This window comes from Leifsonia soli (assembly GCF_013408745.1).
Classification (GTDB): domain Bacteria; phylum Actinomycetota; class Actinomycetes; order Actinomycetales; family Microbacteriaceae; genus Leifsonia; species Leifsonia soli.
In genome coordinates this window covers 2,311,445-2,336,227 of sequence record NZ_JACCBJ010000001.1, presented here as the reverse complement: position 1 = coordinate 2,336,227, position 24,783 = coordinate 2,311,445, and the positions used below count along the sequence as shown (strand labels likewise).

Genomic DNA, 24,783 nt, shown 5'->3' with positions numbered 1-24,783 from the left:
CCGGAATCGAGCGAGGAGACCGCCTGGAACAACCATGCAGAGCGCTGTATGTCAGTCCCTATACTAGGATACCGACCAATCCTGAGGAGTGGCGGATGATACTTTTCGACGGGCGGGACAGCCTGGTGTTCGAGCGCGCAGGCGACCAGGTGACGGTCTTGCTGACCGGTGCGCAGATCCGGACGGCCGCGGTCGATGTCGTGCGACAGCACGTGGCGGTGTCCGACGACTGCCCCGAGGAGTATCAGGCCGCCCTCAGCTACACCGTTCCTGCCGGCGCACGTACCATGCGACGGGTCGCGAGCGAAGCGAAGACCCGGCTCGCGAAGCTGCAGGCGGCGCAGCGGCTCGCCGCGCTGAGCACCGCGGCGGACCGCTTCGCGGTGCCGTTCCTGCACCCGGAGAACGTCGTACTGACCGGAGCGGGAGCGGTGTCCGTCCACTCCGGGCTCGTCGGCATCCTCGCTCCGATGGGTTTTGACGACGACCTCTTCCTGCGCGGCTACAAGGCCCTCGTGCTGAGCGTCCTCCATCCGCGGCTGCCCTATGAGAAGCTCGTGGACGGCTCCTCGACCCTCCGCGACCCGCTCAGTGAGCGGATCGTCGCGTGCGGGACCGTGGGCGAGGTGGTCGCCCTGGTGGACGCGGAGGCCGAAGCGGAGGCCGCCGAGTCCGCGCGCCGGACACTGAGCCTCCCGCGGCGGCGGTACCAGGTGACGACGATGCTGGGGGCGGCCGCCGTCCTCACGGCCGTCGTCCTCGCGGGGTTCACCTGGTCGTCGTACGCCGTCGCGATCCCGAAGCACGAGGCCGTCATCGCGGCCCAGTCCAGCTTCGTGGTGGGCGACTACGGCCAGGCCCTGACCGACCTGAGGGACTACCCCGCCGGCGAGCTGCCGAAGTCCGCGCGGTATGTCCTGGCTGTGAGCTCGGTCAAGCTCGCCGACCTGTCCGCCGCCCAGAAGGAGGCGGTCCTCAACAACATCTCGACCAAGACCGACGACAACACCCTCGACTACTGGATCTCCCTGGAGCGCGGCGACCTCGAACGGGCGCTGAACCTCGCCCAGAACGTCGGCGACGACCAGCTCACCCTCCTCGCGTACACGGACCTCTACCAGGCCACGAAGCTCGACACCGCGATGGACGGTGCGCAGAAGCAGAAGCTGCTTGCCGAGTACGCGAAGAAGATCGCAGAGCTGAGCGCACAGCTGGGTGGCACTCCGTGAGCGCTGGGACGACCGTGCCGTTCGGCGAGGACGTCGAGGAAGATGAGGAGCTGCGTCCGGTCGACGACCGGCTCGACCCGAGGACCGTGCTCTTCACGGTGTACCTGCTCGACGAGGAGTTCGGCCGGATCACGCTCACGACCGACCGTCCGTCCGCCGTCTGCGACGACCTGACGCTCGGTGTGGTCGGCGACCGGCTGTTCGTCAACGGCGGTACCGTCCCGGCGGGAGTCACGGAGATCGACGGCCGCCGCCTTCTGGTGGTGGATGCGCACAGTGCCACGACCAGGCATCTCGTCTTCGACCGCGGGGCGTCCTTCCTGATCGGGGACAGCGGCTCGGCGGGTGCCCGAGTGAAGAACGCCGGTACCGTCGTGGTCCGTGGCGACGAGCTCACCCTCGTGCCCGCCGACGACCTGATGTACTTCGGCGCCCGACGCGTCCCCGCGGCCGGCGCCGTGCGGCGGGCGAGTGTCGGCGACGCCGTCCTCACGTCGGAGTACCTGCTCGAGAAGCGCCCGGATCAGTGGAGGCTGACCTCCTTCGCGGATCGGGTCGAGTTCGATCAAGCGGCTTTCCTCCTCCAGGAGCAGGCGGCGGAGTTCCCGCCCGACTTCCCCGACTACCGCCGGAGTCCCCGGATCACGATGGAGCCGCCGTCGGGCACCGTCCGCATCCGGAAGATCGACCCGCCGGAGAAGCCGGACAAGAACAGCATCCTGAAAGCGCTCCTCCCGCCGCTCGGCATGGTCGCGGTGGGCGTCGTGACGAGCGTGGTCTCCGGCCGCAACCCGCTGCTCATGATGGGGATGGGCATCCTGAGCCTCCTGACCGCGAGCTTCACCCTGTCCCAGTTCATCGGCGAGCGGCGCGAACGTCGCAAGCGCGACGGGGCGAGGCGCGACGAGTACGAGCGCTACCTGCTGAACGTCGCGGCCTCGCTCTCTCGGAACACGTCGCGGGAGCGGGAGGTGCTCGACTACGCGGCGCCGAGTCCGGCAGCGCTGGTGGAGCTGGCCGATCGATACGACCCGCGCATCTACGAGAGGCTGCCGCACAACAAAGACTTCCTGCGGGTCTCCCTCGGCACGGGCGACGCCCCCTCCGCGGTCGCGGTCACGGCCGACGTGGACGAACGTGCCGACGGGGAGGACGCCCGGCGGGTCATCGCGCTGGCCGAACGGTTCGCCACGCAGCGGGGAGTGCCGGTGCCGGTGAACCTGCGGGCCCAGACCGTCGGCCTGGTCGGGTCCGGCGACACGGTGACCGCCGCGGTGCAGAATCTGCTGTTCCAGGCCGCCGTGTTCCACTCCTACCGCGAGGTGAACCTGATCGCGCTGGTCACCGAGGAGTCCTATCGCACCGACTGGCGGCGCTGGCGGTTCCTCCCCCACGTCACGCTTCACGGCCTGAACATCCGCGGGCTCGTTCACGACGCGAGGACCCGCGACCTGGTCCTGAACAGCTTCGCCCAGATCCTCGCGCAGCGGAGGCAGTCCCTTCGGCAGGCGGGCCGGGAGACGCCGGCGTTCTTCCCGCACTACGTGTTCACGGTGCTCGATGGCTCGCACCTCAGCGGACACGGGATCAACGAGTACCTGGCAGAAGACCTGAGCGAGCTCGGCGTGACCGTCATCTGGGGCACGGAGGACCGAAAGCTCCTTCCGGAGACGGTGACCGCCCTGGTCGACTACGCGAACCGGAGCGCCGGGACGCTCGTCAATGACGAGGGGGACTACGTCGACCGGGAGTTCGTGCCCTATGAGACGCCGGACGGACTGGAGCGTGCGCTGCGTCGGCTCTCCAACCTCCGGCACGTCGAGGTGCAGAAGAACGCCGTGCCCACCGCCGTCACCTTCCTCGAGCTGTACGGCGTGACGGACGTCGGCGACCTCGGCGTGGGGGAGCGCTGGGCGGCCGCGGACACCTCGAAGACCCTCGCGGTGCCGCTCGGGCTCCGGGGGAAGGACGACATCGTCGAACTCAACCTGCACGAGCGCGCGCACGGCCCGCACGGACTGGTCGCCGGCACCACGGGTTCGGGCAAGTCGGAGATCGTCCAGTCGTTCCTGCTGTCGCTGGCGGTGAACTTCGCGCCAGAGGACGTCGGGTTCCTCCCGATCGACTTCAAGGGCGGCGGCATGGCGAACCTGCTCGCCGGCCTCCCGCACCTCCTCGGCTCGATCACGAACCTCGACGGCGCCGCGTCCGCCAGGGCTCTCGCATCGATCCAGGCGGAACTCCAGAAGCGTCAGCGGCTCTTCGCGCAGTTCGAGGTGAACCACATCAACGGCTATACCCGGCTGTACAAGCAGGGGAAGGCCGGGGGAGTGCGTGCGGACGGCCGCGCGTACCCCTCGAAGCCGCTCCCGCACCTGTTCCTGGTCTCCGACGAGTTCGCAGAGCTGAAGGCCAACCAGCCGGAGTTCATGGACGAGCTGGTGTCGACCGCCCGCATCGGCCGCTCACTCGGGGTGCACCTCATCCTGGCGACCCAGAAGCCGAGCGGGGTGGTCAACGACCAGATCTGGTCGAACAGCCGCTTCAAGCTCGCTCTCAAGGTCGCCGACGTCTCCGATTCGAACGAGATCATCAAGACCCCGGACGCGGCGAGCATCGTCGAGCCGGGCCGCGCCTACCTCCAGGTCGGGAACAACGAGATCTACGAGCTCTTCCAATCGGCGTGGTCGGGGGCGGCCTACGAGCCGGAGAGGACCGACGTGGAGACGGTGGATGAGCGCATCTACCTGATCAACGGCTTCGGCCAGTACGACCTGTGGACGCAGGACCTTTCGGGCGACGAGGCCGCTCTGGAGTCCCGCCCCGAGACGGTGAGCGAGCTCGAGGCGGTGGTCGACCACATCGCCGGGGTCGCGCGGGAGGCCGGTGCCGTTCTCCCGGACAGACCGTGGCTGCCTCAGCTCGGGAGCCGGATCGCGACCCCGCCGGTCGATGCCGGCCCGGGCATCCCGCTCGGTCTGCTCGACATCCCGAGCCGGCAGTCGCAGGAGGTCTACCGGTTCGCGCTCGACGACGCCGGGCATACCGCGGTCTTCGGCAGCCCGGGTTACGGTGCGTCGACGCTGCTGCAGACGATGGTGCTGAACCTGGCGCGGCAGAAGACCCCGGAGCAGATGCAGTTCCTGCTGCTGGATATCGGCACCAACGGATTGCTCCCGCTGGCGCCGCTCCCGCACGTCGCGGACATCGTGACGCTGGAGGAAGAGGAGAAGCTGCAGAAGGCGATGGACCGGATCGCCGCCGAGCTCGCCGACCGCAGGCGTCGCCTGCGCGCGGCCGGGGTCGCGACCCAGGCCCAGTACGAGGTCAAGACGGGCGAGTCGCTCCCGACCATCCTGAACGTTGTCGACGGGTACGACGCGCTGGCGCAGGACAAGCGCAAGGAGGCCATCGACACGCAGCTCCTTCAGGTGCTCCGGGAGGGGGCGGCGTTGGGCGTCTACCTGGTGCTCACCGCGAATCGGCCCAACTCGATCCGGATGAACATGAGCAGCACCATCCCGAACACGATCGCGCTCTACCTGAACGACGAGAACGAGGTCGCGACGCTGTTCGGCCGCGACCGCGTCGTGCAGAGCGAGATCCTCGGCCGCGGCCAGCTGCAGCGGGAGATCCCCACTGCGATCCAGTTCTTCCTGCCGTGCGAGGGCGGCGACGACGCGGCGGTGCTGGACGCCCTCGAGCGCGAGGTCGGCGCCATCGGCGCGGCGTGGACGGGTGTCCGGCCGGAGCGGATCCCGATGGTGCCGGCGGAGTTGACGGTGGAGGCGTTCGGGACGGTCTCGGAGCGAGCGTCGCGGGACACGCTGTTCTTGGGGTTGAACAAGAGCACGGCCGAGCCGGAGAGCTTCGGGCTGTTCGAGGGCAAGAGCCTGGCTGTCTTCCCGGGGACCGCCAAGCAGGCCGCCCTGATCTACCCATTCGTGATCGACAGTCTCGTGAATGCTGTCGATCCCTCAGACCTCGTGATCCTCGACACCCATGACGCGCTGAAGCCGCTTCTCGCCGTCGCGGAGTGTCTCTATGTCGGCAAGGCCGAAGTGAGAAGGCATGCCGAGGCGGTGAAGAGAGCCATCACGGATCTGGTGGAGCATGGAACACAGAAGCGTCGGTGCATCGTGCTCAGCGGTGCGATCGATGTCCTGGACAGGCTCATGCTCTCGCCCGATCAGGTCAGAGAGCTTCTCGGCACCGGCAGCGACACCGTCCAGTTGATCCTGTTGGACCACGTCTCGAAGGTGAGTGGGAGCTTCTCCCTGATAGCGCCTCTGAAGGAGAACGTGGACCGGATCCTCTTCGGCGGCGACCTGGCCACGCAGCGGTTCGTGGAGAATCTGCCCCTCGCGGTGCGAAAGCAGTCGCTGGGCAAGAATGTGCTGTATTCGCTCACCGACGACGAACTGTTCCAGGTGGTCATCCCGACCGCGCAGCGCGGGGAAGGGTGACGATGACCCTCGAGATGACAGAGGAGTTCCTCGGTTTGGGCTCCATCGTCCGATTGGGCGACGACACCGGAACGGGTCTGCACGTGGTGCTCGCGCGAGGAGCATTCCGGCCGGACAACGCCAGGAACGAGGTCGTGCCCAGGTATCTGGTGGGTCCGCATCCGTACGGGGAGGCACCCGACCGGGAGACCTTCCCTGTTCTGGCCACTGACATCCAGGGCGTCGTTCATCATGGCTACACCGATGCTGCCGATGCCGGATTTCTCGCAGATCTCTTGGATCAGATGGAGAACGGCCGACGTCCGATCACGCGCGCCCGTCACTTCGCCGAAGGGCTCACGACCATCCCCGAGGCCTCGGCCGTCGAGGAAAGTGACGCAGCGGCACGGTCTCGCGCGGATCCATTCCACGAACTCCGTGCCTTGGTTCACCCGACCGGCCGTGAGGGTGTGACGTGACGGTCTCGTCGGGGACGTCCTCGATTCCGGCCACTGACATTCATACTGGTGTTCATCATCGCTACACTGATGCGGTCGATGCAGAATTTCTCGGCAGGGCCAATGGCGATTCGTCGAACTTCGCGGGCCGGTCCCGGAGCATCACGGAGAGGAGGACTCGTGAAGGTCGCGTCGAACATCGGTGCCGCGCACGCAGCCGTCTCCTCGTTCGCTGACATCGAGACGAGCGCGAGAGGGCAGCACGCGATCGTCGGATCGAGCACGGTCTCGAGCATGCACGACGGAGCGCGCATCGCGAACGCCGTTCTGACGAGCATCTCCGACCTGGCATCCCTGGTGAGAAGGCAGGGCGGCAACGTGACTGCGCTGGCAGCCGAGATCGAGAATCGCGACAGGCGAGACGCAACAGGGTGGGGCGAAGCGTGACGCCGGACCCGAGTCCGCACCAGATCGAGGTGGAGCAGAAGATCATGGCTCACGAAGCCACGACGGGAGACGACGTGGCGGCGGTGAGCCGGGTGGACGAGCACTGGGACGAGTATCGGCAGCTGATCCGGCAGAACGCTCTCGTGTTCGAAGACGCCGGCGTCGCTCTGGGCGTTGATCTCCCCGACGTGCAGAAACGCCTGGCGGCGCATCGCGAGCTCGATCGCTATGTCGGACAACTCGCCCAGGAGCAATCGGAGTTCGTAGAAGCGGCCGCCCGGGTGATCCGTTTGGTCGCGGAGGCGGAGTCGGAACGCCTGAGACGCGAGAAAGCGGGTGCACCGTGGGCGTGATCTACCGTTCGGACGACTCGAACAGCGTGAAGACCGCGCTGTCGGCGAATCTCGCGGCCGCTTCATCCGTGCTGGACACGATGGAGACGGCGTCCGACCGTCTGCTCGCCGGACTGAATACCGGAGAGCTGTCCGGAAAGGGCTACTCGGCGGTCGGCGCGTTGTTCGCCGAGATCATCGCACCCTGCATCGCCGCGGCGGCGACCGAGATCGATGCCATTCGGGGAGACCTCGACCGGTACACCTGGGAGGACTCGAAGGTCAGCCGGTACGGCGTGCTGAAAGAGGCCGAACTCACCACGCAGCTCACCGCGGCCACGAAGCAGCGGGACGCGACCGAGCGCTTGATCGAGATCACCGACCGGGCGGCGACGTTGCCGATCGCGGTGCCCGGATGGAGCGATGCGATGGAGGTGAAGAGCCGTCAGCTGGAGCTGGTGCTCGGCCAGCTCGAGAAGGATATTCGCGAAATCGAAGAGCGGCTGACCGCACTGCAGACCTTCGCCTCCGCGACCAGGGGCCTGTTCCAGAACAGCGCCGCGAGGCTCGCGTGCGCCATCGGAGACACCGTCGCCCTCCTGCACCAGCTCGACGGCACCGGCGGCTTCGCGATCGGCGGCGTGGGTGCCGGAGCGGGGCTGGCGGCCAGGAGGAGGCTGCTCGGCTACCTGTCGGCGCTGTCATCGAAGGACTGGACATCCGCGACGCCCGAGGAGCTGTCATCGCTGTTGAAGGATCTGTCCCCGTCGCAGATGAAGACGGTGCTGGCGGCGCACCCGGAGCTGTTGCAGCGGTTCTGGGACAACCCGCCGGCGCCGGAGAAGACGGCCGCGTGGTGGAAGAAGCTCGACGCGAAACAGCGGACCGAATGGGCGAAGGCGGTTCCGCGCTTGATCGGCAACCTGGATGGCGTCCCGCCGCGGGTACGGTCCGACGCCAACCGGACCTGCCTGGTCGCCGACCTCAAGGACGCGAAGAAGCGCCTGAGCGATGCGAAGGCGGACCCGGGACTCACATCCTCGATCGGCGGGATTCGCCAGCTCGCGCTGAGTCGTCTCGCTGAGGCGCAGCAGCTGACCGAAACGCTGTCCCGGATCAACAAGGCCTACGGGAAGGGGCCGACGGGAGATCCGCCGCGCGAGCTGTATGTGTACCAGCCCGGCGAACGCACCAAAGTCGCCATCAGCACCGGGCTGCTCGAAACCGCCGACCACATCAGCGTCGTGGTGCCTGGAATGGGAACCACCGCAAGGGACATTGTCCAGTACGCCAACGCTGCAAAAGACATGCGAAAGCAACAGTCGAGGGCGTCCGGCGTCGATCCAAGCGAGATAGCCGTACTGTCGTGGCTGGATTACGACCCGCCCGGGCAGGCGGACGTGTGGGGCGTCTTGAACGACGACCTCGCCAAAGCGGGAGCGCAACGGCTGGGGAACACGCTGCGGGGGCTGACCGCGGTGAAACAGTGGCCGGCGAACGCGATCGGGCTCTCGGTCATCGCGCACTCCTACGGGACCAACGTCGCCACCCAGGCACTCACCCAGAATGCTGTGACAGCAGGACACGTCGTCCTCCTGGGCTCTGCGGGCATTGCCGGAACCATTCCGTCAGCGGCCGCGCTGCATGTGCCGGGCGGTGAGGTCTACGCGGCCGAGGGAGTCCAGGACGAGTGGGCGAAGTGGGGCCGGGCCAATCCCGGGCGCGTCGACCCCACCAGCCCTGGCTTCGGGGCACACACCTTCACAGCCGAAGACACTGTCCTCGATGGGGTCGAGCTGAAGGGGATCACTCAGCACGGTCCGTTCGGCAACAGTCCGGAAACCCCTGATTCCTACAGCTATCTCGACAACCGGACCTCTGCCCAGTACGGGACGGCGATGGCGACGATGGGGCGGGGGCAAGAAATCCCCTCGGGCGGAACCCCGCTAGACCGGGAGAAGGTGCCGCACCCGGAGCCGCTACCGTCCCCGATTCCGCCCGGAGGGCGCCGATGACCCCCGCGACCGCTAATGGCCATCGAATGGTGCTGCGCGTGGCGGGGCTGGCTGCGCTGCTGGCCATGGGGGCTCTGGTCGGGTGCGCGCCGCAGCCGATGACCGCGAAGGAGATCCAGCAGGTGGAAGACCAAGATAGAGCCGACCGAGCCGCGGCGCAGGAGGAGGTACAGCGCCTGTATGACGAGGCGACTGCGCTAGTCGCCGATACGTGGCCGAACGCACCAGAGATGGGGTGGGGCTACGGGTGTGGTGACTATGCCGATGGAACCGAGTCGGAGAGCTGGGACATTTTCAATCAGTACAAGGGTCCCACGAAGTTCAGTGCGGAGGAGACGGCGGAGCGGGTGGCGAAGTTGTGGACGGACTATGGGTTCCCGACGAAGGTGGTTGAGGACAATCGCATCTACCCGCCGCGGAAGGTGGTGTCGTATCCGCCCTATCTGACGGGAGTTCGCGAGGACGGCTTCGGGCTTCTGTTCACGATCGGGGAGAACTACGCCGACTTCGACGGCAACAGCCGGTGTGCCCCGATCGACCCGGACGACCCGGTCCTGCCCAAGAACTGGTGACCGGTGGTCAGTTCGGCGCCTCGCTGGGCCATGAGAAGGAGCCGCTGCTGTCGCCGAAGCCGTGCGGAGGGCACCGATGACCCCGCGACCGCCCGTGGCCATCGTCGCATGGTGATGCGCTTTGTGGGGCTGGCTGTGCTACTAGCCGTAGGTGCGGTAAGCGGGTGTGCGCCGCAGCCGAAGACCGTGGAGGAGATCCAACAGGTGGAAGACAGCGACAGAGCCGACCGTGCCGCGGTCGAACACGAGATCCAGCGTCTCTATGACGAGGCCACCGCGTTGGTCGCCGACACCTGGCCGACCGCACCAGAGAAGGAGTGGGGCTATGGGTGTGGTGATTATGCCGATGGCACCGAGTCGGAGAGTTGGAACATTTTCAATCAGTACAAGGGTCCGACCAAGTCCAGTCCAGAGGAGACGGCGGAGCGGGTGGCGAAGATGTGGACGGACTACGGGTTCCCGACAAAAGTGGTGGAGGACAACCGCATCTACCCGCCGCGGAAGGTGGTGTCCTATCCGCCGTATCTGACGGGAGTTCGCGAGGACGGTTTCGGGATCGAGTTCACGATCGGGAAGGACTATGCCGACTTCGTGGGCAACAGCCGGTGCGCCCCGGTCGACCCGGACGACCCGCGGCGACCAGAGAACTGGTGACCGGTACGTCCAGACCCGCTGTACGCCGTGTCCACCTGCGTCCTCGCGCCTAGACGATGTGGCGGGTCACAGGCCATTCGGAAGCCGTATTGTCATGATGGGCCAGACCCGTTTCAGCGAAGAAGAGGAGCGCCATGAGCTACGCCGTGACCAATCCCGCCACCGGGGAGACGGTCAAGACCTTCGACACCATCAGCGACGCCGACCTGGAGGCGGCGATCGCCGCCGCCGACACCACGTTCCGCACCTGGTCGCGGTCGACGACCGTGCAGGAGCGGGCCGCGCTGATCCGCCGCGTCGGCGAACTCCACGTCGAGCGCCGGCAGCAGCTCGCCGACATCATCGTGCTCGAGATGGGGAAGCCGGTCGAGCAGGCGCTGGGCGAGGTCGACTTCGCCGGCGCCATCTACGAGTACTACGCGGACCACGCGGACGAGTTCCTGAAGGACGAGCCGATCCAGCTGCTCGACGGAGACGGGTCTGCCGTGGTCCGCCGCTCGCCGCTCGGGGTGCTCCTCGGGATCATGCCGTGGAACTTCCCGTACTACCAGGTGGCCCGCTTCGCGGGACCGAACCTCGTCATCGGCAACACCATCCTGCTGAAGCACGCGGAGCAGTGCCCGGAGTCGGCCGCCGCCATCCAGCAGATCTTCCTCGACGCCGGGTTCCCCGAGGGTGCGTACGTCAACATCTACGCGAGCCACGCGCAGATCGAGACGGTCATCGCAGACCCGCGCGTGCAGGGCGTCTCGCTCACCGGATCCGAGCGGGCCGGCGCGAAGGTCGCCGAGATCGCCGGACGCAATCTCAAGAAGGTCGTGCTGGAGCTGGGCGGGTCCGACCCGTTCATCCTGCTCTCGACCGACGACCTGGATGCCGCCGTGCAGAACGCGGTGGACGCGCGCCTCGACAACAGCGGCCAGTCGTGCAACGCGGCGAAGCGGTTCGTCGTCATCGACGAGCTCTACGAGCCGTTCCTGGAGAAGTTCACCGCGAAGCTCTCCGAGGTCGAGGCGAGCGACCCGACCAGCGAGGACTCGGCCCTCGGCCCGCTGTCGTCGCTGAAGGCGGCGGAGAACCTCGACGAGCAGGTGAAGCGCGCCGTCGACAACGGCGCCAAGCTCGTGCGCGGCGGAGGCCGCAACGGCGCCTTCTTCGAGACGACGGTGCTCACCGACGTGACGCCGGACAATCCGGCCTCCAAGGAGGAGTTCTTCGGCCCGGTCGCGCAGGTCTACCGCGCGAAGGACGAGGACGACGCCGTGCGCATCGCCAACGACACCCCGTTCGGCCTCGGCTCCTACCTTTACACGACCGACAAGGAGCAGGCGTCGCGCGTCGCCGACCGCATCGAGGCCGGGATGGTGTTCGTCAACGTGGTCCTGGCCGACGGGGCCGAGCTGCCCTTCGGCGGTGTGAAGCGCTCGGGGTCCGGCCGCGAGTTGGGCCGGTTCGGCGCCGACGAGTTCGTCAACAAGAAGCTGATCCGCGCCCAGTGGAGCTGAGGGCGGCGCGGAGCGACACGCCACCGGGCACCGAAGGAGCCTGCGGCCGAGGTCGGTGAGGCGACTGGCGAGAGCCAACGAGAAAGGGCCGGGCGTCCGAGACGCCCGGCCCTTCGTCGTCCGTGGTCAGTTGAAGGTGACCACGACCTTGTCGTCGTCGATCTTGATGTCGGCGCTGATGTAACCGGCCTGGCCGGTGAGGTTCTCGCTCGCCGGGTTCCCGCTGTAGTCGGAGCCGGTCATCACCGCCGAGAACTTTCCCGGGCCGATCTTGAACTGGTAGTACGAGTCCGAATCGTCGCTGATCTCGACCTTCGGCGACTCGTCGACCGTCACAGCGACCGTGGACTTCGACACGGACATGTTGCTCGGGTAGCTGAGGTCGATCCCGCAGTCCTCCACGTCGTAGTAAGCCGTCTTGGTGGCGCACTCCGCGTAGTGGGCGTCGACCTGCTTCTGCACCTCGTCGAGGTAGGCCTGCGACGGGGTCAGCTTGAGGTCCTTCACCTGGTAGGAGTCGGCGGCGACGGTCAGCTTCGGGGAGCCGGCCAGCTCGTAGTACTTGTTCGGCGCCTGGATGCTGTACACGCCCGGGTAGGCGACGACCTCGGAGTCCTTCGACGTCAGCGAGTGCTCGGCCCCGGGCACCGAGTAGCCCGGGATGCTCGAGGAGACGAACGGCAGGTTGTAGGTCAGCCCGCGGCTGACGTACCAGCCCTTGTCGTCCTTGTCGAGCTCGATCGTTCCCCGGTACGTCTTGCCGGCGAGCTTGTAGGTCACGCTCGCCTGGGTGAGATCCGAGCTGCGGCTCGACAGCGTGCGGCTCACGACGGGCGCCGTGATGTGCTGCGCCTTGCCGAGAACGGCGTTGGTGAGCAGGAAGTTCTCCCCCTCGGAGGCGTCGACGCGCGCCAGCTTGTTGGCGGCGGACGCGTTCCCCTTGGCGATGTCGTTCAGGTAGTCCTGCGCGACGGCCTTCGCGCCGCCGCCGCCGAGAAGGTTCGCGATCACGACGATCGCCACGATCGCGACGGCGGCGAAGGCGAAGGCGCCGCCGATGACCCACCAGACCCAGTGCGGGACGGCCGGCTTCTTCTTCTCGCCCGTCGGCGGTGCGTACGGATTCGGCTGGCCGGCGTACGGCTGCTGCGGGGCGGGCGCTGCGGCGTACGCGGGAGGCTGCTCCGGCGCAACCGGCGGTACAGGCTGCTGCGGGGCGGGCGGTGCGGGCTGCTCCGGCGCGGGCTGCTCCGGCGCGGGCTGCTCGGATGCGGGCGGTGCGGGCTGCTCCGCTGCCGTCGGCTCAGGCGTTGCCGGTGCCCCCTCGGCAGCCTTGTGGTTGTCGTCCGCGGGCACAGTCGGGTCGCTCAATATTCCCCCTCGATGATGTGATGACGATCGGATGCCGCTTCAGACATGGGCATCGATCAGAAACTTTTCAAGAATATCAGTTTCCGGCCGACTATCCAGTCCTCCGTTGACCGGAATAGGGGGATTGGCGCACTCCGGCCCGATGTCCTGTAGTCTTGCGGGAACCCGGTCAGCCGACGACGTCTCGCACCGGGCCGATTGAGCGCACCTCTCCGCGAGAGTGTGCGCATGTGTACCCGCGGCCACGGCCGCGAAAAAGGAAAAGTATCTCACCCTCCGTCCGGCTGCATCAGCCGTTCACCTCTCCGGCGAGGGCCACTCCCTCTCCGTCGAATCGCCGCGACCGGTCTACTCCGTCGTGGCTCTCTCAGCCGTCCGCGCTCTCTGCGCGGCGAATGGGACCGTCATGGTCCCCAACACCAAATAAGAAGGAAGAAACGATGGCCACAGGTACCGTCAAATGGTTCAGCACGGAGAAGGGCTACGGGTTCATCGCCCCGGATGACGGCACGGCCGACGTCTTCGCCCACTTCAGCGAGATCGCGTCGCAGGGCGAGTTCCGCAACCTGGCCGAGAATCAGAAGGTCGAGTACGAGGTGACCCGCGGCCCCAAGGGCCTCCAGGCATCCAACATCCGACCGGTCTGACCGGTCCTCGATGCGGGGCCGGTTCTCCGGCCCCGCATCGATCCCAAGCCCCTTCGGGCATATCTCGGTGCTGGCGCCCAGGAACGGCGCATATGCTTCGAGAATCTAGGGCGAAACGTCCAACACCTCGGCTGGGAAGTCGTCTGACACAGCGGAGGTCACGCGTGACCGCAACCCTTCTCGGTCCGATCCGGACCACCAAGCCCCGTTCCGGCCGGCCGTCAGTGACCAGCACATACAGCGAACTCCTCACGGAGGTTCGCGGCGAGGGTCTCCTCGAGCGTCGCCGGGGCTTCTACATCACCACCTTCGCGGTCCTCATCCTCGCTCTCGCCGGAGCGTTCGCCGGGATCGTCCTCCTGGGCGACTCGTGGTTCGTCCTGCTGATCGCCGGAGCACTCGGCATCATCTTCACCCAGCTCGCCTTCGTCGCGCATGAGGCCTCGCACCGTCAGGTGTTCGAATCCGGCCCGGCCAACGACCGCGCCGGGCGGTTCCTCGCCACCTGGATGGTCGGCATGAGCTACCACTGGTGGATGACGAAGCACACGCGTCACCACGCCAACCCCAACACCATCGGGAAAGACCCCGACATCGCCCGCGACACCATCTCGTTCACCGAGGCGGACGCCGCCAGGGCCACCGGCATCCTGCGCGCGGTGACGCGCCGTCAGGGCTACCTCTTCTTCCCGCTGCTGCTGCTCGAGGGTGTCAACCTTCACTTCACGTCCCTGCGGACCCTCTTCGGCAAGGCGCCCGTCCCGGGCCGTGGCCGCGAGCTCTCCGCCATCTTCATCCGCTTCGGCATCTACCTGAGCGCCGTCTTCGTGCTGATGCCGGTCGGGGTCGCCTTCGCGTTCCTCGGCGTGCAGCTCGCCGTCTTCGGCCTCTACATGGGCGCCTCGTTCGCCCCCAACCACAAGGGCATGCCGCAGCTGCCCGAGGGCTCGCGCGTCAGCTTCCTCGACAAGCAGGTGCGCACCTCCCGCAACATCCGCGGCGGCTGGTGGATGAACATCCTCATGGGCGGGCTCAACCACCAGGTCGAGCACCACCTCTTCCCGAGCATGCCCCGCCCGCACCTGGCGCGAGCTCGCGAGCTCACCATCGCCCACTGCGCGGCGAACGAGGTGCCGTACACCGAGACGTCGCTCGTCCGGTCGTACACGATCGTCATCCAGTACCTGAACCGCGTCGGCCTCTCGGCCCGCGACCCGTTCGACTGCCCTGCCGCAGGCGCGTACCGCCGGGCCTGACCGCCGGGCCTGACCGCCCGGCGCGGCGTGCCGTCGGGCATCGCGCGTCCATCCGCCGGGCGTCGTGGCGTACGGTGTTGGCTGGAGGTGCCCGATGGGATACATGATGTACGACAGCAGCACGATGATCACGTTCGAGGATCGCGTGCTCGCACATCTCGAAGTGGTGATCGTGTCGAAGCTGCGCCGCAAGGAGTCGTTCGCGCTGAGCTGGCGTGAGACCCCCGAGAACGGCGACGGCCGCTCGACCGTGTGGATCGACCCGTCCATCCCCCTGCGCTTCCGGTTCAGCGGTTCGCGGCCGCCCGCCCTCGACCGCGACTGGGTCGAGCGCCTCGCGGCGGCCGCCGCGAGCTCCTCCGGCCTGATCGCGGTGGACGAGGACGGCCAGCCGGTCGTCGGGTCCACGCACGAGCGAGGGCTGTAGCCCCGGCCACGCCTCGGGGGATGCTGTCTCTCGCTCGACCGTCCCGCGTCGCTACCGTGTGCCTGCGGCCACACGGTGCCGCGGGCAGGGGACGAGGATGCATCCGACGGAGCTCTCTTTCGGCACGTGGTCGCTGTACGGCGGCGGGACGCTCATCGACCTGATCGCGGCGACCACCAACGCCCTGAACGGCGCGCTGCTCGCGCGGCGGCCCGACCACTTCCGCAACTACACCTTCGTCGGCATCGTGCTGATGGCGGTCATCGGCGGGATCGCAGGCGGCGTCACCCGGGATGTGATCCTCGGGGAGACGCCGTCCGCCTTCGTCAACCCGGCCTATCTCGTCTTCAGCGTCACCGCGGGCGTGGTCGGCTACCTCCTCGCCTACGCGCACGGCCAGCTGTTCCGCGAGGGCCTCTTCCAGTTCATGACCTCGTTCTCGCTGCCGTGGTACGCCATCATCGGCGCGCAGAAGGCCACGGGGGCGGGCTACCCGATCGTCGGTGCGCTCGCGATCGCCGTGATCGCGCCGACCGCCGGCCGCTACCTGATCGACGTGACCAGTGGCGTCACCCCCAAGCAGTTCGTGCGTGGGGAGTGGTTCGTCGCCACGGCGGTCGGCACCGGCCTCGTCTGGATCGTGCTCTCGGAGGTGGGCGTCCCGTACTGGCTGAGCGTCGCGGCCGCGTTCCTGGTCGGGTTCACGTTCCGGGTGCTGGCGCTCTATCGGGGATGGGAGGAGCCGCTCGCGCGCGGGCCGAAGGGCCTCAAGGTCCACCCGGACCGACGTCCGCTGCTCGGCCGGAAGCTCTCTGGACGATCGCAGGAGGAGCTCAGGATGCTCGGGCTCACGGTCGACGATGAGCCTGCCGGCTGATCCGGAGGGCCCTCTCGGCGCTCACTCCGGAAGCCGTGCGCACTCCGGGAGCCGTGCGCACTCCAGGAGCCGCACTCACTCGGGGATCTGGGCGAGCGCGTGCCGGGCGAGCGCGGCCATGCGCGGGTTGTCGTCGGAGGCGGTGGCCAGAGCGGACGCCATCGCCACCGCCCAGCCGCGCGCCCGCGCCCAGGTCGCCGCGTCCGGGGTGGTCGGGAGCGCCCGGCGGAACCGCTCGCGCGCCTCCCGGTCGAAGGTCAGCCACGCGGTGGCGAGGTCCGTCGCGGGATCGCCGGAGGTGACGTCGCCGAAGTCCACGACGGCCGTCAGCTCGCCGTCCGGGCCGAGCAGCAGGTTCCCGGGGTGCAGGTCGCCGTGGAGCAGCAGGGGAGGCCCGTCCCAGGCGGGAGCGTCGAGCGCCTCGCGCCAGGCCTGCTCGAGGTCGGCCACCTCCATGCGGCCCGACAGCGAGCGCAGGCGCGTGGCCACGACCTCCCGGCGGGAGGCGAGCGGGACGCCGCGGACCGGGTTGCGCGGCGCTTCGGGTGCCGGCACGGCGAGCTCGCCGATGAAGCGGGCGAGCGGCTCGGCCAGGCCGACGCGGCCGGCGGCGCCGACGGAGGCGCCGTCGATGCCCTCGAACCACTCCACGACGCTCCACGGCCACGGGAAGGACGCGGACGGGACGCCGACGCGGACCGGGACCGGCACGCGGACGCTCACCCGCTCCGCGATCCCGGGGAGCATGAGCTGCTCGTGCTCGATGAGGTGCGCGGCGGCCTCGCGCCGTGGAACGCGGACCGCGAGCCGGTCGCCGAGCCGGTACAACTGGTTGTCCCACCCGTCGCTGACGAGCCGGAGTTCGCCGTCGAGATCGGGATGCCGCTCCGCGAGCAGCCGGGCGACGAGCTGCGCGTCGGTGGGGATGTCGGCGGCGGGCGTGTCACTCACCCGCTCGACCGTAGCAGTCCGTCCGTCTCGGCGAGCCGGGACGCCAGATATCGTCGTCAGTGAGGGCGAAGCGCACGGACGTTGCGTTCAGCGCCAAACTCATGCGGGTTCTTTGTGAAAGCATGGCCACCGGAGGTTTCATGACTCAGCAGCCCGCTCAGCCCCACGACCGCATGCACGCGGTGACGCCGGAGACCCGTGAGCTCGTCGACCTGGTGCTCGACTACTCCCGTCGGCGCATCCTCAGCGAGGACACCCCGCTCGACAAGCCGCTGCCGGAGTACGAGCTGCGCCGCCTGGCCGGCCAGACCGTCTCGGAGAACGGCATCGGTGCGGAGCGCGCCCTCGCGCTGTTCGAGCACGTGCTCGCGCCCGCCTGCATCACCACCGACCACCCGAGCTACCTGTCGTTCATCCCGACGGCCCCGACGAAGGCGGCGACGGCGTTCGACCTCGTCGTCTCGGCCAGCGCGGTCTACGGCGGATCCTGGCTGGAGGGATCCGGCGCGGTCTACGCCGAGAACCAGGTGCTGGCCTGGCTGGCGGCCGAGTTCGGGCTGCCCGCGACGGCCGGCGGCGTCTTCGTGCAGGGCGGGACGCTCGGCAACCTCTCCGCCCTCGTCGCGGCACGGGACGCGGCCCGCACCGAGCGCGGCAACCCGGCCGGCCGCTGGGTGATCGTCTGCAGCTCCGAGGCGCACTCGTCCGTCTCGTCCGCCGCGCGTGTGATGGACGTCGACGTCGTCGCGGTCTCACCGGGGGAGAGCGGCGTGCTGACCGGGGATGCGGTGCGCCCAGCGCTCGAGGAGTACGGGGACGCGGTGTTCGCGGTGGTGGCCACCGGGGGCTCGACCAACTTCGGCATCGTCGACGACATCGCGTCGATCGCCGCCCTGAAGTCCGACTTCTCGTTCTGGCTGCACGTCGACGGCGCGTACGGCCTCGCCGGGATGCTGTCCCCGCTGGCGCGCGATCGCTTCGCCGGGGTGGAGCAGGCGGACTCGGTGATCGTCGACCCGCACAAGTGGCTGTTCGCGCCGTTCGACGCGTGCGCGCTCATCTACCGCGACCCGGAGGCGGGACGGCGCGCTCACACGCAGCATGCCGAGTACCTGGACACCCTCACTGAGACGACCGAGTGGAGCCCCTCCGACTACGCCGCGCACCTCACCCGCCGTGCCCGCGGGCTGCCGTTCTGGTTCTCGCTGGCCTCGCACGGAGCGGCGGCCTACCGGGACGCGGTGACCGCATCCATCCGGCTGGCCGAGCGGGTGGCCGAGGAGATCGAGCGCCGCGACGGCTTCCGCCTGGTGCGGCAGCCACAGCTCTCGGTCGTGGTGTTCGAGCGCGACGGCTGGACCAAGGAGGACTACTCCCTCTGGTCGGCACGTCTGCTGGAGGAGCAGCGCGCATTCGTCACACCGAGCTCGCACGCCGGCCGCCCGAACACGCGGTTCGCCATCCTGAACCCGCTCACCACCTTCGAGAACCTGGTGGGCATCCTCGACACGATGGAGTGAGCGCCCACAGCACACGACGAAAGACCCCGTGCCGGGTGGCACGGGGTCTTCGTCGTTTCCAGAAGGGAGGGTGTCAGACGATGTCGTCCGACTCGCCCGTCCGGCGCGTCACGCGCTCGCCCGTCGCAGGATCGACGGCCGTGCGGGTGGTGGCGACGGAGGTGCGACGCCGGGTGATCAGCACGATCCCGATGATGATGCCGATGACGCCGGCAACCATCAGGATGTAGCCCACCAGGTGGAGATCGATCCAGGCGACCTGGAGGTTGAGCGCGAACGCGAGGATCGCGCCCACCACGACCAGGAAGATGCCAGCGCCGAGGCTCATCCGGCTTCCTCCGGGCCTAGACCCGTCGGCTCCCGGTGAGCAGTCGCACCAGCCAGACGATCACGGCCAGCACGAGCAGGATGATTCCCACCCACAGGAGGAAGTTCAGCGACTGCACGAACCCTCCGGTGAGCAGCAGGATGATCGCGATGATGGCGATGATGATGAGCAGGATGTTCATGGAGAAGTGTCCTTTCCTTGACGCGCTCCACACAACAACTGCTTCACTTGCCTAGCAATCCCCTTGACTTCAGGTTCGTTTCGGCCTAGCGGCGCGCTCGGCTGTGATCCGATCCACGGTCTGCCGCATCTTGGTGAGGAACCGGGTGACCGTCTCCGCTTCGTCCGGGCTGAGCTCGGCGGTCGCGGCCGCGAGCTGCTCCTGCGCTGCCGCCAGCAGCGGGCCGGTGTCGCCCTGCGCGGCGAGCGTCGGGACGAGTTCGACGGAGCGTTTGTCGACCGTGCTCGGCCGTCGCTCCACGAAGCCGCCGCGGACCAGGCGGTCGATGAGCAGGGTGGTGGATGCGCTCGAGACGCCCAGGTACGCGCTGAGGTCCTTGGCGAAGGTCGGACGGCCGGCGGACGTGTTGTCGAGGATGAGCCGGAGAGCGAGCAGGTCGTTCTCGCCGATCCCCATGGCCGCCCCCGTACGGCGGCGCATGGCCGCCTCGGCCGCACGGTAGACCTGCAACGCCTCGAGCACGGCCGTGTCCGGCCGCGGCGTTTCCGGTTCGTGCTTCACCTTCTCCAGTCATGCCTTTCACGCGCTTCCGCGCAATGGGGGTGGACCCGACTGTCGGCGGATTCACGGCCACGGATCGGGCGCGTATGCTCGCGCAGTGGACGAACGAGTACTTCTCGACCGGTACGAGCTGGAGGACAGGCTCGGCCGCGGCGGCATGGCGACCGTGTTCCGCGCGCACGACCGGCGCCTGGGCCGCGAGGTCGCCGTGAAGGTCTTCACCTCCGGCGCAGCCGTCGACGATGCGCGGCGGCGCACCGAGGCGACGATGCTCGCGCGGCTGAGTCACCCGCACCTGGTGGCGCTGCACGACGCGCACTTGGCGGCGGACGGCGACACGACCCCCAGCTTCCTGGTGATGGAGCTCGTCGACGGAGAGGACCTCCGCAGCCGGCTGGAACGCGGACCGCTCGCCCCGGAGGAGGCGGTCGAGATCGCGGTGGGCATCGCGGAGGCGCTCGTGGTCGTCCACGAAGCGGGCATGGTCCACCGCGACCTCAAGCCGGGCAACATCCTGCTGTCCGACGCCAGCGTCCCGGGCGGTCGTTCCGTCGTGAAGCTCGCCGACTTCGGCATCGCGCACCTGATCGGCGCGGAGCGCATCACCACGGTCGGCACCGTCATCGGCACGGCCGGGTATCTCAGCCCCGAGCAGATCTTCGGCGGGGAGCCGGGACCGGCCGCCGACATCTACTCGCTCGGCCTCGTGGTGCTCGAGGCGCTGACCGGCGTCCGCGAGTTCCCGGGCACTCCCGTGGAGGCGGTGGCAGCCCGCTCGGCGCGCGACCCGCGCATCCCGGCGTCGCTTCCGGAGGACTGGCGCGGGTTCCTCGCCGCCATGACCGCGCGGGATCCGGCGATCCGCCCCACCGCCTGGGAGGTCGCGGTGATGGCGCGCGAGCTGGGCCCGCAGCTGGCGGACTGGCAGCCGGACGAGCCCACCGTGGCGGCGGCGATCGGCGGGGATGCGACCGTTGCGGCCGCGCCCGCTGCGGCCGTCCCCGCCGCCGCATCGTCCGCAGGCGATGCTGACGCGGGACTCGCGCCGACGCGCATCCTCCCGACCCGGGGCGCAGGCGCGCCGACCCCCTCCCGCACGCGACGGCGCGGGCTGCTCGCCGGCGGAGTGGCGGCGGCCGCCGTGCTGGTGACCGCGTCGGCGCTCGCGCTCGGCACGATGATGGCGCCGGCGGCTCAGCCCGAGACGGACACGACACCGCGTCCGACGCCCAGCGTGACCGCGCCGCCGACGACGGTCGCGCCCGCCACGACGACGGAGACGACCGAGCCGGTCGCGACGCCGTCGCCGAGCGAGGACGCGGGCCCGGGCAACGACAAAGGACCGGGCAAGGACAAGGGACCGGGCAAGGACACCCCCGGCGGCGGCCCGGGCAAGAACAGCGGAAACGGAAAGGGCAAAGGCTGACCCTCCGACCCGCTTCCCCCGCCCCCCATCCGCCGGTACTGTCGGGGGATGCCGGAGCAAACGAGGACCGCCGCGATCGTCGTGAACCCGGTGAAGGTGGACGCGCCCGCCCTGCGCGAGGCGCTCGCCGCCGCTGAGAAGCGCTGGGGCTGGGCCGAGACGCTCTGGCTCGAGACGACGGAGGACGACCCGGGCACCGGTCAGGCGCGAGAAGCGCTGGAACGCGGCGTCGACGTGGTGATCGCCGCCGGGGGCGACGGCACGGTGCGCACGGTCGCGGAGACCCTGCAAGGCACCGGCGTGCCGCTGGCGCTCCTGCCCTCCGGCACGGGGAACCTGCTGGCCCGCAACCTCGATCTCACGCTCGACGACGTCGAGAACGCGCTCGACTCGGCGTTCGACGGCGACGACCGCTCCATCGACGTGGGTGTGGCCGAGCTGCGCAACGGAGACGAGCCGATCCGCCGGCATTCCTACCTCGTCATGGCCGGCGTCGGCATCGACGCGCGCATGATCGCCGCCACCGACGACGACCTCAAGGCGCGCCACGGCTGGCTCGCCTATGTGAAGGCGATGGGGAAGGTGCTGCGCGACAAGAACGAGCTGCGCATCCGCTACCGGCTCGACGGCGCCGGCGTGCACTCAGCCCGGGCCCACACCGTCCTCATCGGCAACTGCGGATCGTTGCCCGCGAACATCCTGCTGCTCCCGGACGCCGCGGTCGACGACGGCGAGTTCGACATCGTCATTCTGCGGCCGGAGGGGTTCATCGGCTGGCTGCAGATCGTCGTCAAGGTCTTCTGGGAGAACGGCGTGCTCCGGCGGACGACGGTGGGACGCCGGTTCATGGGCGCGGACCGCGAGGTGCGTGCGATGAACTACCTGAAGGGCCGCGAGTTCGTGATGCGGCTGAGCCGCGCCGAGGAGGTGGAGCTGGACGGCGACCTGTTCGGGCGCGCCTCGGCTCTCCGCACCTGGATCGACCCGTCCAGCCTGACGGTGAAGGTGCCGCGCGGCACGTGACCGGCGGCACCGTCACCGGGATCAGGAACGGGCCAGGAGCTCCAGGGTGTCGACGACGCGGTTGGAGAAGCCCCACTCGTTGTCGTACCAGGCGACGACCTTGACGTGCCGCCCGTCGACGCGGGTGAGCGCCGCGTCGAAGATCGACGACGCCGGCTGCCCGGTGATGTCGCTGGAGACCAGCGGCTCGTCCGCGTAGTCGAGGATGCCGCGCAGCGGTCCGTCGGCGGCCGCACGGTAGGCGGCGAGCACCTCGTCTCGCGTGACGTCGCGCTCGACGGTCGTGTTCAGCTCGACGATGGAGCCGACCGGGACCGGCACGCGGATGGAGTCGCCCGACAGCTTTCCGTCGAGCTGCGGGAGCACCAGGCCGATCGCCTTGGCGGCGCCGGTCGTGGTCGGGACGATGTTGACCGCGGCGGCACGGGCGCGGCGCAGGTCGCGGTGCGGGCCGTCCTGCAGGTTCTGCTCCTGCGTGTACGCGTGGACGGTGGTCATGAAGCCGTGCTCGATGCCGGCGAGGTCGTCCAGGACGGCCGCCAGCGGTGCGAGCGCGTTCGTCGTGCAGGAGGCGTTGGAGACGATGACGTGCTGCGCGGGGTCGAAGGCGTCGGTGTTGACGCCGTAGGCCAGGGTCACGTCCGCCCCGTCGGAGGGCGCGCTCACCAGCACGCGCTTCGCACCGGCGGTGATGTGCGCACGGGCGGCGTCGGCCGAGGTGAAGCGGCCGGTGGACTCGAGGACGACATCCACGCCGAGCTCGCCCCACGGCAGGTCGGCGGGCTCGCGCTCGGCCAGCACGCGGATGCGGCGGCCGTCGACGACGAGGGCGTCGCCGTCGACCTCGACGCTGCGGCCCAGGCGTCCGAGGGAGCTGTCGTACTTCAGGAGATGCGCGAGGGCGGCCGGAGCGGTCAGGTCGTTGATGGCGACGACCTCGAGGTCGGAGTCGCGCTCCAGGAGGGCGCGGAGGGTGTTGCGGCCGATGCGGCCGAAACCGTTGATGGCGATGCGGGTCATGCTGTTCCTTTCGTGGGACCGCATCCATGTTCCGGGCTCGTCGCGCCGGTCGAAAGTGGCTGGCACGACATGGTGCGCAAGCATCCCGCCAGAAGGAATGCCAGCATGCGCAAGGATCGCGCCACGCCGCAGAGGCGACGCGGCCTCAGGCCGAGAAGGTGCGCCGGTACTCGGTCGGCGATGTCCCCAGGATCCGGTGGAAGTGCAGCCGGAGGTTGGCGGCCGTGCCCAGACCGACCTGCGCCGCGATCTGGTCGACGCCCAGATCCGACCGCTCCAGCAGCTCGCGCGCCAGATCGACGCGGGCGCGGAGGACCCACTGCATGGGTGTGTAGCCGGTGTCCTCGACGAACCGCCGCGAGAACGTGCGGGCGGACACGCGCGCGTTCCGGGCCAGCGCCTCCAGCGTCAGCGGCTCGGCCAGGTGCGCCAGCGCCCACTCCCGCGTCTCCGCGAACAGGTCGCCGAGCGGCTCCGGCACGCTCCGCGGAACGAACTGCGCCTGGCCGCCGCTGCGATACGGCGCGGCGACCAGACGGCGCGCGACGCGGTTGGAGAGTCCGACGCCGTGATCGCGCCGGACGAGATGCAGGCAGAGGTCGATGCCGGAGGCGGCCCCGGCCGAGGTGAGGATGTCGCCCTCGTCCACGAACAGGACGTTCTCGTCCACCCGCACCAGCGGATAGCGCGCGGCCAGCCGGCGCGTGTAGTGCCAGTGCGTCGTGGCCCGCTTCCCGTCGAGCAGGCCGGTCGCCGCCAGGGCGAACGCGCCGGTCGAGATCGCCGCCAGGCGTGCACCGCGCTCGTGGGCGGCGAGCAGCGCATCCACCACCGCGGCCGGAGGGTCGGTCGTCGCCGGGGTGCGATAGCCGGGGACGAAGACGGTATCGGCCTGCTCCAGCGCCTCCAGGCCCTCCGCCACGTGATACGAGAGCCCGTCGCCGCCGGCGATCAGCCCCGGTGCCGGTCCGCACACCCGCACCTCGTACGGCATGCTCGGCCGGTTCGAGAACACCTGCGCCGGGATGCCGACGTCGAGCGGCTTCGCGCCCTCCAGCACGAGCACCGCGACGACGTGGTTGGCGCTCACGGCCGCGCGGTGACGATCTGCAACAGGGCCGCGCGGAATGCAGCCGGGTCGTCGACCGCCGGGAACACCTCGTCCTCGAGCCCGCGCACGCCCTCGAACGCCGAGCGTCCGGCGTCGGTGATGGCGAGGACGTGGCGGCGCCGGTCGCCCGGGTCGGGAGCGCGGGTGACGAGGCCCTCGCGCTCCAGGCGGTCGACGGTGCGCGACATCGTCTGCGGCTCGACGTGCGCCATCCGGGCAAGGTCCGACTGCGAGTCGAAGCCGAGTTCGAGCAGATGCAGCACGATCAGGCCCGCATGGGTGAGGCCGCGTTGCTCGAGGGCATCCGCCCAGGCGCGCTCGACGGCACGGGAGGCGGCGCCGAGCAGCCGGCCGAGCGGCCAGTTCTCGGGGCGGTGCTCCTCCGCTTCCGCCGGGTTGGCATCCATACCCTCATCGTACGGATGTC

General features: G+C 69.1%; 24 protein-coding genes. 16 read left to right on the top strand and 8 right to left on the bottom strand.

Translation table 11 applies throughout. From position 1 onward, the window contains the following. Positions 1 to 95 precede the first annotated feature (95 nt). From essB to BJ963_RS11270, 9 genes are all read left to right on the top strand, one after another. Complete coding sequence (gene essB, locus BJ963_RS11310) at positions 96 to 1,229, top strand: type VII secretion protein EssB (RefSeq protein ID WP_179456665.1); 1,134 nt, start codon at positions 96 to 98, stop codon at positions 1,227 to 1,229. Beyond that, positions 1,226 to 5,695 carry a type VII secretion protein EssC gene (gene essC / locus BJ963_RS11305; protein ID WP_179456663.1) on the top strand — a complete coding sequence of 1,490 codons (4,470 nt, stop codon included), beginning with the start codon at positions 1,226 to 1,228 and terminating at the stop codon, positions 5,693 to 5,695. The genes essB and essC overlap by 4 nt, the downstream gene beginning before the upstream one ends. 2 nt (positions 5,696 to 5,697) lie before the next feature. Next, a complete protein-coding gene (locus tag BJ963_RS11300) occupies positions 5,698 to 6,153 on the top strand; it encodes a DUF4176 domain-containing protein (RefSeq protein WP_218857064.1) in 456 nt (151 codons plus the stop codon). Between the two features lie 159 nt (positions 6,154 to 6,312). Continuing rightward, positions 6,313 to 6,579, top strand: coding sequence for a hypothetical protein (locus BJ963_RS11295; RefSeq protein ID WP_179456660.1), 267 nt, complete (start codon positions 6,313 to 6,315; stop codon positions 6,577 to 6,579). Next, on the top strand, positions 6,576 to 6,932 hold the full coding sequence (locus BJ963_RS11290; RefSeq protein WP_343037264.1) for a hypothetical protein: 357 nt from the start codon (positions 6,576 to 6,578) through the stop codon (positions 6,930 to 6,932). Before BJ963_RS11295 ends, BJ963_RS11290 begins: the two co-directional genes overlap by 4 nt. Further along, complete coding sequence (locus tag BJ963_RS19525) at positions 6,923 to 8,926, top strand: alpha/beta hydrolase (RefSeq protein ID WP_179456658.1); 2,004 nt, start codon at positions 6,923 to 6,925, stop codon at positions 8,924 to 8,926. Before BJ963_RS11290 ends, BJ963_RS19525 begins: the two co-directional genes overlap by 10 nt. Then, positions 8,923 to 9,498, top strand: a complete 576-nt coding sequence (locus BJ963_RS11280; protein WP_246298038.1) for a hypothetical protein — start codon at positions 8,923 to 8,925, stop codon at positions 9,496 to 9,498. Before BJ963_RS19525 ends, BJ963_RS11280 begins: the two co-directional genes overlap by 4 nt. Positions 9,499 to 9,702: 204 nt before the next feature. Further along, entirely contained in the window at positions 9,703 to 10,152 is a 450-nt protein-coding gene (locus tag BJ963_RS11275; RefSeq protein WP_179456656.1) for a hypothetical protein, read from the top strand. 134 nt (positions 10,153 to 10,286) lie between these two features. Further along, positions 10,287 to 11,657, top strand: coding sequence for an NAD-dependent succinate-semialdehyde dehydrogenase (locus BJ963_RS11270; RefSeq protein WP_089907919.1), 1,371 nt, complete (start codon positions 10,287 to 10,289; stop codon positions 11,655 to 11,657). A gap of 126 nt (positions 11,658 to 11,783) precedes the next feature. On the opposite strand, the gene BJ963_RS11265 is transcribed toward BJ963_RS11270, so the two are convergent. Beyond that, complete coding sequence (locus BJ963_RS11265) at positions 11,784 to 13,028, bottom strand: hypothetical protein (RefSeq protein ID WP_179456654.1); 1,245 nt, start codon at positions 13,026 to 13,028, stop codon at positions 11,784 to 11,786. Between the two features lie 440 nt (positions 13,029 to 13,468). Between BJ963_RS11265 and BJ963_RS11260 the strand changes: the two genes are divergently transcribed. From BJ963_RS11260 to BJ963_RS11245, 4 genes are all read left to right on the top strand, one after another. Then, complete coding sequence (locus tag BJ963_RS11260) at positions 13,469 to 13,675, top strand: cold-shock protein (RefSeq protein ID WP_018192289.1); 207 nt, start codon at positions 13,469 to 13,471, stop codon at positions 13,673 to 13,675. 164 nt (positions 13,676 to 13,839) lie between these two features. Next, the gene (locus BJ963_RS11255) at positions 13,840 to 14,931 is read left to right on the top strand and encodes a fatty acid desaturase (RefSeq protein ID WP_179456652.1); all 1,092 of its coding nucleotides are present in this window, start codon (positions 13,840 to 13,842) and stop codon (positions 14,929 to 14,931) included. A gap of 94 nt (positions 14,932 to 15,025) precedes the next feature. Continuing rightward, complete coding sequence (locus BJ963_RS11250; RefSeq protein ID WP_089907930.1) at positions 15,026 to 15,358, top strand: DUF7882 family protein; 333 nt, start codon at positions 15,026 to 15,028, stop codon at positions 15,356 to 15,358. Positions 15,359 to 15,455: 97 nt separating this feature from the next. Beyond that, positions 15,456 to 16,235, top strand: coding sequence for a TRIC cation channel family protein (locus BJ963_RS11245; RefSeq protein WP_179456650.1), 780 nt, complete (start codon positions 15,456 to 15,458; stop codon positions 16,233 to 16,235). 75 nt (positions 16,236 to 16,310) lie between these two features. Here the strand turns inward: BJ963_RS11245 and BJ963_RS11240 are convergent, their stop codons facing one another. After that, on the bottom strand, positions 16,311 to 17,186 hold the full coding sequence (locus BJ963_RS11240) for a phosphotransferase (RefSeq protein WP_179456648.1): 876 nt from the start codon (positions 17,184 to 17,186) through the stop codon (positions 16,311 to 16,313). Between the two features lie 122 nt (positions 17,187 to 17,308). Here BJ963_RS11240 and BJ963_RS11235 point away from each other — a divergent pair, with 122 nt between their 5' ends. Further along, positions 17,309 to 18,706 (top strand): pyridoxal phosphate-dependent decarboxylase family protein, encoded by a 1,398-nt coding sequence (locus BJ963_RS11235; protein WP_179456646.1) that lies wholly within the window; start codon positions 17,309 to 17,311, stop codon positions 18,704 to 18,706. A gap of 73 nt (positions 18,707 to 18,779) precedes the next feature. On the opposite strand, the gene BJ963_RS11230 is transcribed toward BJ963_RS11235, so the two are convergent. The 3 genes from BJ963_RS11230 to BJ963_RS11220 all read right to left on the bottom strand — a co-directional run bounded on the left by BJ963_RS11230 (position 18,780) and on the right by BJ963_RS11220 (position 19,776). Continuing rightward, complete coding sequence (locus BJ963_RS11230) at positions 18,780 to 19,034, bottom strand: DUF6458 family protein (RefSeq protein ID WP_089907943.1); 255 nt, start codon at positions 19,032 to 19,034, stop codon at positions 18,780 to 18,782. Positions 19,035 to 19,050: 16 nt separating this feature from the next. Continuing rightward, the gene (locus tag BJ963_RS11225) at positions 19,051 to 19,215 is read right to left on the bottom strand and encodes a hypothetical protein (protein WP_167552371.1); all 165 of its coding nucleotides are present in this window, start codon (positions 19,213 to 19,215) and stop codon (positions 19,051 to 19,053) included. Positions 19,216 to 19,284: 69 nt separating this feature from the next. Beyond that, a complete protein-coding gene (locus BJ963_RS11220) occupies positions 19,285 to 19,776 on the bottom strand; it encodes a MarR family winged helix-turn-helix transcriptional regulator (RefSeq protein WP_089907945.1) in 492 nt (163 codons plus the stop codon). 97 nt (positions 19,777 to 19,873) lie between these two features. Between BJ963_RS11220 and BJ963_RS11215 the strand changes: the two genes are divergently transcribed. Both BJ963_RS11215 and BJ963_RS11210 read left to right on the top strand, forming a co-directional pair. Then, entirely contained in the window at positions 19,874 to 21,202 is a 1,329-nt protein-coding gene (locus tag BJ963_RS11215; protein ID WP_179456644.1) for a protein kinase domain-containing protein, read from the top strand. 48 nt (positions 21,203 to 21,250) lie between these two features. Continuing rightward, positions 21,251 to 22,225, top strand: a complete 975-nt coding sequence (locus tag BJ963_RS11210; protein ID WP_218857063.1) for a diacylglycerol/lipid kinase family protein — start codon at positions 21,251 to 21,253, stop codon at positions 22,223 to 22,225. A 21-nt stretch (positions 22,226 to 22,246) separates the two neighbouring features. Here BJ963_RS11210 and gap read toward each other — a convergent pair whose 3' ends face one another. The 3 genes from gap to BJ963_RS11195 all read right to left on the bottom strand — a co-directional run bounded on the left by gap (position 22,247) and on the right by BJ963_RS11195 (position 24,763). Further along, a complete protein-coding gene (gap, locus tag BJ963_RS11205) occupies positions 22,247 to 23,245 on the bottom strand; it encodes a type I glyceraldehyde-3-phosphate dehydrogenase (protein WP_179456642.1) in 999 nt (332 codons plus the stop codon). A 145-nt stretch (positions 23,246 to 23,390) separates the two neighbouring features. Next, positions 23,391 to 24,335, bottom strand: a complete 945-nt coding sequence (locus BJ963_RS11200) for a helix-turn-helix domain-containing protein (RefSeq protein WP_179456640.1) — start codon at positions 24,333 to 24,335, stop codon at positions 23,391 to 23,393. After that, entirely contained in the window at positions 24,332 to 24,763 is a 432-nt protein-coding gene (locus BJ963_RS11195; RefSeq protein ID WP_089907959.1) for a MarR family winged helix-turn-helix transcriptional regulator, read from the bottom strand. Before BJ963_RS11195 ends, BJ963_RS11200 begins: the two co-directional genes overlap by 4 nt. Between the last annotated feature and the right edge of the window lie 20 nt (positions 24,764 to 24,783).

Excerpts from the sequence above, each read along its gene's own strand:
- essB (WP_179456665.1), top strand. The coding sequence starts at position 96 with ATGATACTTTTCGACGGGCGGGACAGCCTGGTGTTCGAGCGCGCAGGC.
- BJ963_RS11300 (WP_218857064.1), top strand. The coding sequence starts at position 5,698 with ATGACCCTCGAGATGACAGAGGAGTTCCTCGGTTTGGGCTCCATCGTC.
- BJ963_RS11280 (WP_246298038.1), top strand. The coding sequence starts at position 8,923 with ATGACCCCCGCGACCGCTAATGGCCATCGAATGGTGCTGCGCGTGGCG.
- BJ963_RS11270 (WP_089907919.1), top strand. The coding sequence starts at position 10,287 with ATGAGCTACGCCGTGACCAATCCCGCCACCGGGGAGACGGTCAAGACC.
- BJ963_RS11260 (WP_018192289.1), top strand. The coding sequence starts at position 13,469 with ATGGCCACAGGTACCGTCAAATGGTTCAGCACGGAGAAGGGCTACGGG.
- BJ963_RS11250 (WP_089907930.1), top strand. The coding sequence starts at position 15,026 with ATGGGATACATGATGTACGACAGCAGCACGATGATCACGTTCGAGGAT.
- BJ963_RS11245 (WP_179456650.1), top strand. The coding sequence starts at position 15,456 with ATGCATCCGACGGAGCTCTCTTTCGGCACGTGGTCGCTGTACGGCGGC.
- BJ963_RS11235 (WP_179456646.1), top strand. The coding sequence starts at position 17,309 with ATGGCCACCGGAGGTTTCATGACTCAGCAGCCCGCTCAGCCCCACGAC.
- BJ963_RS11230 (WP_089907943.1), bottom strand. The coding sequence starts at position 19,034 with ATGAGCCTCGGCGCTGGCATCTTCCTGGTCGTGGTGGGCGCGATCCTC.
- BJ963_RS11225 (WP_167552371.1), bottom strand. The coding sequence starts at position 19,215 with ATGAACATCCTGCTCATCATCATCGCCATCATCGCGATCATCCTGCTG.
- BJ963_RS11210 (WP_218857063.1), top strand. The coding sequence starts at position 21,251 with ATGCCGGAGCAAACGAGGACCGCCGCGATCGTCGTGAACCCGGTGAAG.
- gap (WP_179456642.1), bottom strand. The coding sequence starts at position 23,245 with ATGACCCGCATCGCCATCAACGGTTTCGGCCGCATCGGCCGCAACACC.
- BJ963_RS11195 (WP_089907959.1), bottom strand. The coding sequence starts at position 24,763 with ATGGATGCCAACCCGGCGGAAGCGGAGGAGCACCGCCCCGAGAACTGG.